12 protein-coding genes are annotated in these 13,236 nt (G+C 63.0%); 7 read left to right on the forward strand and 5 right to left on the reverse strand.

The window, feature by feature from the left end; all coding sequences use genetic code 11:
* The first annotated feature begins 21 nt into the window (after positions 1 to 21).
* The gene (locus tag AC1DLO_RS09435) at positions 22 to 1,740 is read left to right on the forward strand and encodes a GAF domain-containing sensor histidine kinase (RefSeq protein ID WP_476889913.1); all 1,719 of its coding nucleotides are present in this window, start codon (positions 22 to 24) and stop codon (positions 1,738 to 1,740) included.
* 4 nt (positions 1,741 to 1,744) lie between these two features.
* Here AC1DLO_RS09435 and AC1DLO_RS09440 read toward each other — a convergent pair whose 3' ends face one another.
* On the reverse strand, positions 1,745 to 2,443 hold the full coding sequence (locus AC1DLO_RS09440) for a response regulator (protein WP_476889912.1): 699 nt from the start codon (positions 2,441 to 2,443) through the stop codon (positions 1,745 to 1,747).
* 194 nt (positions 2,444 to 2,637) lie between these two features.
* Here AC1DLO_RS09440 and AC1DLO_RS09445 point away from each other — a divergent pair, with 194 nt between their 5' ends.
* The 6 genes from AC1DLO_RS09445 (at position 2,638) to AC1DLO_RS09470 (ending at position 8,013) form a co-directional block, all read left to right on the forward strand.
* Positions 2,638 to 3,156, forward strand: a complete 519-nt coding sequence (locus AC1DLO_RS09445; RefSeq protein WP_476889911.1) for a universal stress protein — start codon at positions 2,638 to 2,640, stop codon at positions 3,154 to 3,156.
* Positions 3,157 to 3,519 carry an SPW repeat domain-containing protein gene (locus AC1DLO_RS09450; protein ID WP_476889910.1) on the forward strand — a complete coding sequence of 121 codons (363 nt, stop codon included), beginning with the start codon at positions 3,157 to 3,159 and terminating at the stop codon, positions 3,517 to 3,519.
* A 70-nt stretch (positions 3,520 to 3,589) separates the two neighbouring features.
* Positions 3,590 to 4,975 (forward strand): MBL fold metallo-hydrolase RNA specificity domain-containing protein, encoded by a 1,386-nt coding sequence (locus AC1DLO_RS09455; RefSeq protein WP_476889909.1) that lies wholly within the window; start codon positions 3,590 to 3,592, stop codon positions 4,973 to 4,975.
* A gap of 37 nt (positions 4,976 to 5,012) precedes the next feature.
* Positions 5,013 to 5,336 carry a DUF3040 domain-containing protein gene (locus tag AC1DLO_RS09460; protein ID WP_476914467.1) on the forward strand — a complete coding sequence of 108 codons (324 nt, stop codon included), beginning with the start codon at positions 5,013 to 5,015 and terminating at the stop codon, positions 5,334 to 5,336.
* 76 nt (positions 5,337 to 5,412) lie between these two features.
* Positions 5,413 to 6,276 (forward strand): universal stress protein, encoded by an 864-nt coding sequence (locus AC1DLO_RS09465; RefSeq protein ID WP_476889907.1) that lies wholly within the window; start codon positions 5,413 to 5,415, stop codon positions 6,274 to 6,276.
* A gap of 36 nt (positions 6,277 to 6,312) precedes the next feature.
* Positions 6,313 to 8,013 (forward strand): SulP family inorganic anion transporter, encoded by a 1,701-nt coding sequence (locus AC1DLO_RS09470; protein ID WP_476889906.1) that lies wholly within the window; start codon positions 6,313 to 6,315, stop codon positions 8,011 to 8,013.
* Positions 8,014 to 8,036: 23 nt separating this feature from the next.
* Here AC1DLO_RS09470 and AC1DLO_RS09475 read toward each other — a convergent pair whose 3' ends face one another.
* The 4 genes from AC1DLO_RS09475 to AC1DLO_RS09490 form a co-directional block, all read right to left on the reverse strand.
* On the reverse strand, positions 8,037 to 8,405 hold the full coding sequence (locus AC1DLO_RS09475; RefSeq protein WP_476889905.1) for a universal stress protein: 369 nt from the start codon (positions 8,403 to 8,405) through the stop codon (positions 8,037 to 8,039).
* Positions 8,406 to 8,662: 257 nt separating this feature from the next.
* Positions 8,663 to 9,085 carry an Hsp20/alpha crystallin family protein gene (locus AC1DLO_RS09480; protein ID WP_476889904.1) on the reverse strand — a complete coding sequence of 141 codons (423 nt, stop codon included), beginning with the start codon at positions 9,083 to 9,085 and terminating at the stop codon, positions 8,663 to 8,665.
* A gap of 349 nt (positions 9,086 to 9,434) precedes the next feature.
* Positions 9,435 to 9,977, reverse strand: coding sequence for a hypothetical protein (locus AC1DLO_RS09485; RefSeq protein ID WP_476889903.1), 543 nt, complete (start codon positions 9,975 to 9,977; stop codon positions 9,435 to 9,437).
* Positions 9,978 to 10,049: 72 nt separating this feature from the next.
* Positions 10,050 to 13,235 (reverse strand): efflux RND transporter permease subunit, encoded by a 3,186-nt coding sequence (locus tag AC1DLO_RS09490; RefSeq protein WP_476914468.1) that lies wholly within the window; start codon positions 13,233 to 13,235, stop codon positions 10,050 to 10,052.
* Position 13,236 lies beyond the last annotated feature (1 nt).

A 13,236-nucleotide genomic window follows, 5' to 3' on the forward strand; every position in this document is an offset into this window, starting at 1 on the left:
CCGCACTTCGAAAGGCAGTAGATGAACGGCTCCAGTCCAGACCCCGTGCAGGCCGATCGTCCTCACGTCACCGGGATCCGGATCGAAGACCTGCTCAGGGACTTTCTGGCCAGGGCGGGAGAACTCCTCGATGCTCAGGAACAAATGCGGGGACTGCTGGAAGCCGTTGTTGCCGTCGCCGAAGATTTGAGCCTTGAAGCCGTGCTGGACAGAGTCGTCACCTCGGCTTGCCGGCTGCTGCACGCCCGCTATGGCGCGCTGGGTGTCATCGGCGAGAACAAGTCGCTCAGCCACTTCGTCACGGTCGGGATCGATGAGGACCTTGCCCGCCGCATCGGCCCGCTGCCGACCGGGCACGGTGTCCTCGGTCTGCTGATCAGCGAGCCTGCCCCCCTTCGCCTTCATGATCTACGCGAGCACTCGAAGTCCTACGGATTCCCCGAGAATCATCCGCCCATGAAGTCCTTCCTCGGTGTCCCGGTGCGCGTTCGTGACGTCGTCTTCGGCAATCTTTATTTGACCGAAAAAGAGGGCGGCGGCGATTTTTCTCCCGAAGATGAGGATCTGGCAGTCGCGCTGGCGGCTGCGGCGGGTGTGGCCATCGAGAACGCCCGGCTTTATGAGGACGCCCGCCGCCGAGCATCCTGGCTTGAGGCCTGCATGGACGTTACCGGCCGAATGCTCGGTGATGATCGGATGGCGGAGCCTGACAAGGTAGCGCTGGACCTGATTGCGGACAAGGCACTACGAGAATCAGGGTCACAACTTGCCTTGATCCTGGTTCCTGGTGGAGAAGTGGAGTCGTACGCCGTCGCAGGCGTTGCCGGCAGGGACGGCGCACGGTTCGCGGGGAGGATCCTGTCCATGGATTCGGCCGACATCAGGGCAGTCGCCGCGACCGGGACACCAGCCTGCATGGACGAAGCCAGCGACATTCTGGGAGCGCCTGACGGTTCGCCAATGGGAAAGCTCCTGGGGATCGATCTCAGCGCCCAAGGCGCCCACCACGGACTCCTGCTTCTCGTCCGAGCCCCCGGAACGGGACCATTCGCGAAGACCGATGTGGAGATGGGGGCCGTCTTCGGCTCACATGTGGCCTTGGCGCTGGAGCTTGACCGCATCCATCGGCTCCGTGAACAGTTGGTGGTCTTCACGGACCGGGACCGCATCGCCCGGGATCTGCACGACGTCGTTATCCAGCGGCTGTTCGCCGCTGGACTCAGCATCCAGAGCCTGAGGCGGTTTACGACAGGCGAACCCGCGTTGACGCGGATCGATGCGGTCACGGCGGAACTGGATGAGACCATCAGGGATCTGCGAAACACCATCTATTCCTTGCAGGCAAGTTCCGGCGAGCAGGTGTTGCTGAGCAGCCGGATACTTCAGGCTGTCCGCAACGCTACCCGGTCACTGCCGTTCGCTCCGCATCTGACACTTAACGGGGAGGTCGATTCGGTGCTCGACGACGGAACCGTCACCAACGCGCTGGCGGTGATCTCCGAGGGCCTCAGCAACGCGGTCCGCCACTCCGAAGCGGACTCAATCAGCGTCTCAGTCTCGGTGGAAGGCGGAATGCTGACCTTGATCATTGAGGACAACGGAAGAGGCTTCAGTGATCCGGTTCCCGGCAATGGTTTAGTGAACATGGAACAGCGCGCACTTGAGTTGAACGGGGCTTGTTCCATCAAGAGTGTGCCGGAGCAAGGAACCACCTTGGTCTGGTCGGTTCCTGCCCGCTGAACCGTCACCGGATGTTTCCCCTATCGGCCCCTGTTCCGTGGGCAAGATACACGGCTGCCTGTGTGCGCCGCTCGAAGCCTAGTTTGGCCAGCATCGAGGACACATAGTTCTTCACGGTCTTTTCGGCAAGCATCATCTGTTCCCCGATCTGCCGGTTTGTCATTCCCTGCCCGACAAGATCCAAGACCCGCCGCTCCTGGGGGGTCAGAGAGGCAACCCTGGGATCGACATGCTGGGGCTCAGTGAAACCCTGGATGATTTTCGCCTTCACTCCGGCATCGAACAAGGATTCGCCGCGGGCGGCCCGACGCAGGGCGCCCAGCAGGTCGGTGCCGCCGATCTCCTTCAAGACGTAGCCCGCCGCACCGGCAAGAACCGCTCCGCGGAGAGCCTGTTCGTCATCGTAGCTGGTCAGGATCAGGCAATTCAGGGTGGGGTCCACGGAGCGTACATCCCGGCACACTTCGATGCCGGTGCCGTCGGGCAACCTGGCGTCGAGAACCGACACGTCCGGGCGCAGGGCCGGAATGCGCCGGGCTGCTTCCTCCGCTGAACCGGACATGCCCACCACCACAAAGCCTTCGCTTTCCAGCAGTTCCTGAAGCCCTCTGCGGACGAGCTCATGATCGTCTAGGACATAGACACGGATTGGCCGCGTGCCAGAGACCCCGGCGTCGCTTTGGGGTGGTGCTGGGTGATCCATGATCCTCCTGTCCGGCAGCCCGAGGCCGCGGTCCCGCCGGCCCGTCAGGGTTGTCCGGCTATGTCATTGTTTACTGCCCGCCGCTGGTGAACAAGGGCCGAAGGACCCGGGCAGGTCCCATGACTTTTGGCCCTGTTTGGCGGCGACTTTCCTGCCCATTCTTAGAGAAACGGCAGCAGCGGAAAGGAAAGGCCATGGTCAAAGGAGCCTTGCGGGAGAAGGTAATCGTCGGCGTCGACGGCTCCGACGCTTCCATCGAGGCACTGCGCCAGGCCCACCGTCTCGCATCGGCGCTGGGAGCAAAGGTCGAGGCCTGGGCCTGCTGGGACTTCCCGGTGGGACATGAGGCCTACGAAATGATGGGGAGGGACGGATTCAGCCACCAAGCAGCTGACGTTCTTCATGACGCCATGGCGAAGGCCTTCGGCCCGGAACTGCCCCGGAATGTACGGACCAGGCTCGTCCTTGGAGCCGCCCGGCAGTCCCTCATTGACGCCAGTAGATTCGCCTCTTTGCTGGTCGTTGGCAGGCGCGGACACGGCGGCTTCAACGGCCTGCTGCTGGGCTCTGTCAGCGCGGCCTGTGTCTCCCATGCCCATTGCCCCGTGCTGGTGGTGCATGCGCCTGAAGCAAGGGAGCACCCTGAGCCCCGTTCCGGCGCCGCCGGGGCGGCCACCCAGAAGACAGCAACCGATCAAAGGAGCACGATCTAGATGAAAAAGTGGACACGTTGGCAGGACTGGACGGTCATCGCCGCCGGTGCCTATGCCGCGCTATCGGTGATGTGGACATCCCAGGGCGGATCGTCCACGGCCTTCATGGTCGTCCTCGGCGTCTTGCTGGTCGCCGCCGGTGTGACCAACTTGGCCGTGCCCGGGATGCCGGCTGCCGAATGGGCGCAAGCAGTGTTCGCCGTCGTCCTCCTCCTTGCGCCATGGCTTGGAGGCTTCGCCTCCATGGCGGGAGCCGCGTGGAGCGCCTGGATTCCGGGGGCCGTGGCACTCGTGGTCACAGCATTCGCCATCAAGCCCAGCACGGAGGAATACCGACACCATCATGTGATGCCTACGCCATAACCGCGAACTCCGACCGGGCATGCGGCCACCACCGGATGCCCGGTATCTGTCCGACCTGGAAGAGACCATCATGAGCAGCAATCACCCGGCCCGCCTGCGGTTCTTGGGAGCGACGGACACCGTGACGGGTTCCCGCTATCTCATTGACTCTGGTGGAGTTCGGGTTTTGGTCGACTGTGGCCTCTTCCAAGGCTTCAAACGCATCCGCGACCGGAACCGGATCCCGTTCCCGGTCGCTCCCGCTTCCATCGACGCGGTCCTGCTGACCCACGCGCATCTGGACCACACCGGTTATGTTCCGGCCCTCGTCCGGGACGGCTTCGCAGGTCCTGTCTACGCTACCCATGGGACCAGCGAGCTGTGCAAGCTGTTGCTTCCGGATAGCGGCCACCTCCAGGAGGAGGAAGCAAGCTACGCCGACCACCGGGGTTCCTCTGTACACGTACCGGCGCTTCCTGTCTACACCGCAGCCGACGCGGTCAGGTCTCTGAACGCTTTCGAGCCCCGGGACTTTGATGCCCCGATTGAGCTTGGAGATGGCATCGAGGCCACCTTCCTTCCGGCCGGACACATCCTCGGGGCAGCGCAGCTACATGTGAACGTCGAGGGGCAGTCCATTCACTTCACCGGAGACCTGGGCCGTGCCGACGATCCCCTCATGTTCCCGCCCCGGGAACTGGAAGCCGCCGACATTCTTGTCACCGAGTCCACCTACGGCAACCGAACCCACCCGGACCAGGACCCGGAGGCTGAGCTTGGCGCGGTCATTTCCCGCGTCGCCAAACGTGGGGGAGTCGTCTTGATCGCAGCGTTCGCCGTCGGCCGCGCAGAAACCCTGATGCTCCATCTCTCCCGGCTCCGCCGCAAAGGCCTCATCCCGGACATTCCGGTCTATCTCAATAGCCCCATGGCGATCGACGCTTCCTACATGTACCGGCAGCACCCGGACGAACACCGTCTCCTCGTAGACGAGTTCGAAGACATGTACAAACTGGCCACCATGACACGCACCGCCGACGACTCCAAGTTCCTCAATTTGAGGGGAGGGCCCATGATCATCATCTCCGCCAGCGGCATGCTCACCGGGGGCCGGATCCTTCACCACCTTGAAGCTTACGGCCCGGACCCGAAAAACGCCCTGATCCTCAGCGGATACCAGGCCGGAGGAACCCGCGGAGCCGCCCTCGCCGCGGGAGCGCGGGAACTGAGAATCTACGGCCAAGACGTCCCCATCCAGGCCGAGGTCGTACAGATTGAAGGCTTCTCCGCGCACGCCGACACCAACGAAATCATCCGCTGGATGCACACAGCAAGCCAGGCTCCCCGAATGACCTATATCACGCACGGCGAACCCGACGCCTCAGATGCCCTGCGTATCCGCATCAAGCGAGAGCTCGGCTGGAACGCCCGGGTCCCCGAATATCTCGAAGCAGTCCCCCTAGACAACCCCCATTAAGAACAGCAATTTCCACCCACGCAGGCACAGGAGGCCGATGATGGCTCTCTCAGAACACGAAAAGAAGATGCTTGAGCAGATCGCCCAGGACTTGGAGCGGGATGACCCTAAGTTCGCGTCGAAGATGAAATCGACGCCCGGGCCGGCAAAGGCAAGACACACGGCGCTCGGCATCTTCGCCACCCTCGTCGGATGCCTTGTCCTGCTAACCGGTGTCGCTGCCCGTACCCCGGCCTTGGGAGTCATCGGGTTCGCCATCATGGGCACCGGGGCGTACCTGGCAACGATGCGCGTCGCTTCCTTGCGGATCCGACGGCGCCCGAGCTCTTCCCCGTCCATGGGCCCGGCGGAGCTGGGGTAGCTGACATGGAACCCGTCACTGAACATGCAACGGCTGGGACCAAGCCCAGATAATCTCGAGGAAGAACGGACAAGCCATGAAAGAACCAATAGTTGTCGGTGTCAACGATTCCGGGGCAAACGAGGCCGCTGTGACCTGGGCGATGCACCGGGCCGCGGCACTGAAACTACCGGTAGTGCTCGTGCACGCAGTGGATGACCGCTGGATGTCGGAATCCTTTGCCTACAACGAGCTCGCCAGCAAAGCAGCGACGGAACTCCTGGGCAAGGCCAAAGCACACGCAGCCGGAGTGGAACCTGCCGTCGATGTTCGAGCCGTTTTGATCTCGGGCAGCGCCGGGTATGCCCTCCGCAAACGATCCAAGAAGGCCTCCCTGGTGGTCATCGGTTCCGGGAAGCATGTCAGGCCCGGAGGGCGGCTCACCGACCGGGCACTTCAGATTGCTTCCGTAGCGCTCTGTCCGGTGGCCGTCGTCGGAGAGGATGAAGTGAACACACGCCAAGGAGTCTTGGTCGGGGTGGACGGTTCGGAGGAGTCAACTCAGGCGGTGGCGTTCGCTGCCGCGGAGGCGGACCGTGAAGGGCAGGGGTTGACTGTGCTGCACGCTCTCCGGGCACCGAGCCTTTGGGGGCAAAAGGGGTGGCCGGAGGGCAGCTTCGTGGAGCAATTCATGGAAGAAGAACGGCTGGTTCTCGCCGAGACCATCGCCGGGTTGGCCGCTGAGTATCCCGATCTCGTTGTCCACCAGGTCCTCGTCACCGATGAACCGTCCAAAGCCCTGGCTGAAGCCGCGTCGAACGCGCAGTTACTGGTCCTCGGCAGCCGCGGGCGTGGCGGGATCAAGCGGCTCCTGCTTGGCTCGACCGCCCATGCGGTCCTCGCCCAGTTGAGTTGTCCCACCATCATCACCCGCGTCCGCGGGGACAAGAACACAAAATAGCGGAGGGCTCCGTCCCCAGGACAAGGCAGGCGTTCGATGACCGGTGGCGCCCATGAACCCCGTTTCATTGCCGGGCACCGTTCCACTGGCCGGAGGTCCCTGCTCGCGGACCTTAGTGCCGGTGCTTCGCTGTGTGTGCTGTTGGTCCCGGCAGGGATGGCCTACTCGCTTGCCGCCGGGCTGCCCCCGGTCGCCGGCCTGTACGCTTCCATCGTTGCGCTTCTGGTCTACGGGGCACTGGGACCGTCCAAGGTCCTCATTTTGGGTCCCGATTCCTCCCTGGCGCCGTTGATTGCCGCCGCCGTGCTGCCGCTCGCTGCCGGAGATCCCCGTCATGCAGTTGCCCTGGCTGGACTGTTGTCCTTGCTCGTCGGGGTAGTCCTGATCCTCGGATTCCTTCTGCGGATGGGGTTTCTCAGCAATCTCCTGTCGAAGCCGATCCGCACCGGATATCTCGCCGGAATAGCGCTGGTCATCTCCGTGAACCAACTGCCGGGCCTGCTGGGAATAGAGCGGTCAAGTGCGGCCACCGGGGTTTGGGCGCAGCTAACGACCATTTTGAATCACTTGGGGAATGCGGAAACGAACCTCCTGGCGTCTTTGATCGCTGCTCTCGTGCTTGCCCTGCTTGTCCTGACATCCAGGACTTCGCCACGCTGGCGCATGGTCGGAGTACTCGGTTCCGTCGGCGGGTCCATGCTCGCAGGGATGCTGCTCCGACTCGAGGGAACTGTCCCCATGGTCGGTCCGCTCCCAGGTGGATTGCCGGCCCCCGCCCTTTACGGGCTAAGCGCGGCCGACGTCACCGCCCTGGCAGGGCCCGCCGCGGGCATCGCCCTCTTGGCCTTCGCTGACACCGCAGTGCTTTCACGAACCCTCGCGCTGCGGCACGGTAATACCGTTGACGGCGGGCGGGAGATGCTGGCCCTTGGAGCAGCCAACGCAGCCACCGGACTGTTCGGAGGGTTTCCGGTCTCGGCCAGCACATCGAGGACCCCGGTGGCGATTCATGCAGGCGCCCGGACACGGCTTGCGGGCATCTTCTCTGCCATGTTCTTGCTCGCTTTCATGCAGCTGGCACCGGAAACCACCCGATACCTGCCCTCGAGCGTCTTGTCGGCAGTTGTCCTCGTCGCAGCCGTGTCGATGATTGACTTCAAGGTCATGTCCGCACTTTTCAGAAGCAGCCTCTCAGAAGCCGCATTGATGACGGCAACGTTCGTCGGCGTGGTGTTCCTGGGCGTCCTGATCGGGGTCGTCGTCGCCGTCGGGCTTTCGCTGGCCGTGTTCGTCGTGAGGGCGATCGCGCCATACCGGACCGAACTGGTGGAAGTGGAAGGCGTTCCCGGCTTTCATGACGTGACCCGCCACCCCGAGGGCAACAGAATTCCGGGCCTGACGATTGTGCGTTTCGACGCACCACTGTTCTTCGCCAACGGCCAGGTGTTCGTTGACCACGTCCGATCACTCGTGGACCGGTCTCCGGTCCCAATCCTTTGTGTCATTGTTGCTGCGGAGGCCATCACCGGGATCGACAGCACCGCCGTCGAACAACTCATCGAGCTAGATGAACATCTTCGAACACAAGGAACAGTCCTCGTGTTTGCCGAACTCAAGGGGCCCATCAAAGACAAACTTGCGAGGTTCGGCCCGGAGACCCGGCTCGCGAAAGCCCTGCACTATCCGACCCTGGAAAGCGCCGTCGACGCCTGGCGCGAAGGCCCGGATTCAGGCTAAGCGCACGTAACGGCCCGTTTCGTCTACGCCACTTGACCCTTTTCCGGTGCATGGACAACAAGGACTGGGCAGTGGGCGTGTGCCACGCAGGCTGAGCTCACCGAACCGAGCGGGAGCCCGCCGAACCCTCCGTGGCCCCGCCTGCCAACGACGATCATGTCCGCGTCCCGGCGTGCCTCAATAAGCGACTCCCTGGCATGACCGCGGAAGAGGCGCGATTCGACGTTTTCGGGCAGGTCCGGGCCAAATGCCTTTTCCAACGAGCCCTTGAGTACCTGTCCGGCGCTCTCTTCGAAACCCTCGATGCCCATGGCCACATAGCCGCCGTACACCTGCGGGAATTCCCAGTAAGCCGTGGCGATGACCTGCGCTCCCAACGGCACCGCGAACAATGATCCTGTCCGTGGTGGCTTCCTCGCCCATGATTTTTCCCTCGCGCTCGATTGTTTTCCTTCTTCGCTAGCGGGACCTGAGACTGTCGCGCGTTGTAGGGCCGAAAGTCACAGTCCCGTCCATGGTGAATCGATCACACCTCGCACAGGAAGGAATCGTTGCACACGAACGGATCCCGCGATCAGCGACCCGGGGCTCGTCTCGAAGATCCACACCACGCCGACGCATGGTCCGGGCCCCGTCCGGACCGTGCGTTCTAATCTCTTGTTATCGGGATCTTATGAGCTGACCCAGGTTGGGCTTTCTCTGGAACCGGAACTCGAACCTCCAGAACACCATCCTTGTATGAAGCAGAGACGTCGTCTTTCTGGACGCCGTCGGGTAGGGGCAGCCTGCGCACAAAGGAGCCGTAACGGAATTCCGATCGATAGCTGCCTTTGTCCTTTTGCTCCTTCTTTTCCTGCCGTTCAGCGCGTATTTCAAGGAATCCGACGCCGAGAGTGATTTCAACGTCTTTCTCCGGGTCGATCCCCGGCAGTTCTGCGCGAACCACCAGCGTTGTGCCTTCGACCACTTGTTCGATTCGAATCCCGGATGCAGCCACATCACCTTCGAAGAGCCGTTCGATCATCTCAATGGGTGAGCGACGGTTATCGAACCACCTGATTAAGTCCGTCATACATGCCTCCTTTTCATGGATCCGATCAGGCCGAACTGGCCTGACTCTTCCAGAATGCGAATCACGGGGAGTCAATCCCAGAGGCTTTGGTCCCTTACGCCTGATCTTTCCGGTTTGTCTTGTGGCGAGGGAGAATCGGGGCTTTCTTGGTTCGGGACATCTCGTCCGTGCGGGGGCAACAGTTGGTGAGGAGCCAGGTGGCGGTGATGTCGGCGCGGAGCTGGGCGAGGGTGCGGGCCTCGTCGGGGCCTCGTCGGGGCCTTGGAGGGCGCGGGCGGTTGCGGTGATCCGTTCCCAGATCCGGGCGGCTGTGTCTGCCGGGAGGAAGGTGGAGATCCATGCCATGCCGTCACGGTCCGGGAGGTATTCGACCCGCCGGTCCGAGGTTCTTTTGGCGTGGCGTTCGTCGATGCTGACCCGGTGGTGGCGTTCGCGCAAGGTGCGTGCCTTGGCCCGGGATCCGGGCGTGATGCCAGGAAATCGTCCCGGCCTGAAGGGCGGCCAGGGTCAGCGGCAGGCACGTCGTCAGTGCCTGGCATTCGGACAGGAAGGCCCCGGCGGTTCGTTCGCTGACGGTCAGGACACAGGCGAGCTCGGCTACCAGGGCGAGCTCCCGGGCGGTGCGTTCCTGCGATGCTGCGGCCCGTGACGCCAGGGACCTGGCTGCCTGGACGTATTCCGCGGCCAGCTGTGCCTTCAGCGCGGCGGTCCGGGCTTCCAGCCGGGCCACTTCGGCGAGGCCGTCCAGGCAACCATCCGCCAGGCGACGCAGCGGATCGGTGTCTTCGGAGGAACCAGCGTCGCCGGTGAAGGCAGCCAGCACGGCAACGGACGCGGCGACGGCCTCCACGGCCGCGCTGCTGTCCGGCGTCCTGGCTGTCCTTCCGTCCATACCCAGAGGATCGCAGGAGGCACCGACAAAATAGTGCCGTCGCCGGTGCACGACTCCGGCAGACACACTCGGCTAGCCAGGTTCCTGCGCTCGGGAAGGAACCATTCGCCTGAATCTCCGGAAGAGGACCGTGAGTCCCCTCCGTGAAGCTCCGCCCGGGATGGACCCTGCTTTGGCGAAGCGAAGGTAGAGCGAAGGAACAATGAACAAATTGAGCAGTGTGGACGTGACGAGTCCGCCCAGAATGACCACGGCCATCGGGTGTTCGATTTCATGGCCCGGGATATTGCCCATGACCACCAAGGGCACGAGGGCAAGTCCGGTAGCCAAGGTGGTCATGAGGATCGGGGAAAGCCGTTCCGCAGCTCCGCGCAACACGAGCGCGCGGCCGAAGGCTTCGTCCTCGTTCCTTTCCAGATGTTGGCAGTGGCTGATGAGCAGGATCCCGTTGCGGGCTGCGATGCCCATGACCGTGAGGAACCCGACGAGTGAGCCGAGCGATAGGACCCCGCCGGTGATGTAGGCGGCGAAAACCCCGCCGACCAGGGCTATCGGGAGCGTCAGCAGCGCAAGCAAGGCCAGCCGCCAGCTCCGGAACGATGCCTGCAGGAACAGGAAGATCAGTGCAAGGGCCGCCATGGCGAAGATCGTCAGGCGTTCGGTGGCCGCCTGGCGTTCCGTGTACTCACCGAGGAGTTGGACGCTATAGCCGGGCGGCAGGTTCATCTCTTCGAGGCGTTCCTGTAGCGTGCGGACAACTGTCCCGAGGTCCGCCCCCTGATCGATAAAGGAACCGACCTCAACGCGGCGGGATCCGTTCGTGCGGTCAATGAGGTTGGGTGTCGCTTGCACACTGACAGCGGCGACGTCGGCCAGCCGGACGCGCTGTCCGCTGGGGGTGTCGAGCGGCAGGTCTTCGATGCTGGTGACGCTGGCGCGGGTCTCAGGTGTGCTCCACACCTGCACGTCATAGGCACGTCCGTCCCGGAAGACGTCGCCTACCTCTTCCCCAGCTACGAGTGTCGCGGCTGCCCGCCGGACGTCGCCGGGTTTCAGCCCGTACTTTTGCGCCGCGGCAAGGTCCACCTTGACCGTAATCTGCGGTACCTCGACTTCCAAGGAAACATGGGGTTCATTGGTGCCCGGGATGTGGTCAAGGATGGATTTGATCTTTTGGGCCTGGTCCCGAAGCACGTTCAGGTCATCCCCGTAGACCCGGACCAGGATTGGTTCGCTGGCTCCGGTCAGGACCTCTTCGATTCTCTCTTTCAGGTACGTCTGGACGTCGCGGTGCAGGCCCGGATAGCCGTCGACAACCTCCTGGACAGCTGCCACGGTTTTATCGTAGTCAGCGTGGCGGTCGATGCTGATCCAGTTTTCCCCGGCGTTGACGCCGACGATCTCGTCTGCGGTGAACGCTTGGCCTATGTGTGTTCCACAGTTCAGGACTCCGGGCACCTTGAGGAGCTCCTCGCAGCCCCGTTGTGAGATGCGGTATTCCTCTGCTGCCGATGTGCCGGGCTCTGAAACCCAGTGCATCAGGAAGTCGCGTTCCTTGAAGGTGGGGAACAAGGACTGGCCCATCAGGGGAGCGATCGCCAGACCCGCCAGCGCGATGGCGCCGAAACCGGCGTAGCCGTAGCGGGGCCGATTCATGGTTCGGGACAAGGCGGCGTGATATGCGCGTTTGAGCACCCGGACCAGGGGAGGATCGCGCTGGTCCAGTTTCGCCTTGCCGAGCAGAATCAGTGCCAGCGCCGGTGTCACCGTCAGCGCGACCAGCATCGAGGCGAGGACGGCCAAGGTATAGGAGACAGCCAGCGGCCGGAAGAAGACACCGGTCAGTCCGTCGAGGAAGAAGATAGGAACGGCCGCGACGACGATGATCAAGGTCGCGTAGACAATGGGACTTCGCATTTCCAAGGAGGCCCTGAGCACCACCGAGGCCGTTGATTCCTCGCCGCCCAGGGCCCGGTGTTGTCTGAGCCGGCGCATGATGTTTTCGACGTCGATGATCGCGTCGTCGACGACGACACCCACTGCGATGACCAGCCCCGCCAGGACCATGGTGTTGATGGAGCTCGCCGTGAAGTACAGGACGAGCGCCGCCGTCAGGAGGGAGAGCGGAATGGCTACGAGACTGATCAGCGCTGTGCGCCACTGGAAGAGGAAAGCACCGAGGATCATGACTACCAACAGGCAGCCCAGGAGGAGAGCGAGGCTAAGGTTGGAAATCGCCTCCTCGATGAAGCTCGCCGGACGGAAGATGGTGGTGTCAAAGGTGATTCCACTCAGCCCTGGCTGGAGCTGGCGGAGGGCGTCCTCAACTCCCTTCGTCACATCGAGGGTGTTTCCCCAGGGGAGTTTCTCGACGATGAGCATGAGCCCGTGCCCGTTGTTGATGACCGCGTCGCCGATGAGCGGCTGGTGGTCCTCCACGACCTTGGCCACGTCGCCCAAGTGCAGCGCGACGCCGTCCTTTTCCCTGATAGTGACTTGCGCAAGGTCCTCGGGGCTGGAAACCGCTTGGACATGCTGGACGCCCATTCTCTGGTTCGGACTGTCAATGAAGCCTCCTGTACCGATGAACCGGCCGGGGGAATACTTCAGTAGGCCGGCGTCCACGGCTCCGGCGGTGACTTCCATGACCTCGTTGAGGGAAACGTTTTCGGCTTTGAGCCGGTCCGGCTGCACCTGGACCTGCAGCATCTGGAGCCGTTCACCCCAGATGGCGACGTTGGCCACCCCGGGCACCCGGAGCAACCGGGCGCGGATCGTCCAGTAAGAGAGCATGGACATCTCGATCAGCGACCGGTTGGCGGAGGTCATGCCGATCTTCATCACGCGGCTCGTCGACGACAAAGGCTGAAGCATGACCGGCGGAGCCGCCCAGGTGGGCAGAGCGGAGGTCACTGCCGCCATCCGTTCAGAGACCACCTGGCGGGCGTTCAGCAGATCGGTACCCTGCTTGAAGACGAGCACGATCGAGGACAGCTGGGGCACGGACTTGGAGCGCAGCTCATCCAGGCCGGGCATGCCGCTCAGGGAAGCCTCGATCGGGACGCTGACCAGCTCTTCCACTTCCTGCGCGGTCAGGCCTAGGCAGGCGGTCTGGATTTCCACGCGCGGGGGCGCGAATTCCGGAAAAACATCGATGGACGCTGAGCTCAACTGGACGGAGCCCAACAGCATCACTGCGCAGGCCAAGGCAACAACCACCGTCCTGAATTTGAGGCTGATGCCTATGATCCAACGCATC

This window comes from Arthrobacter sp. 01T419, from assembly GCF_056398865.1.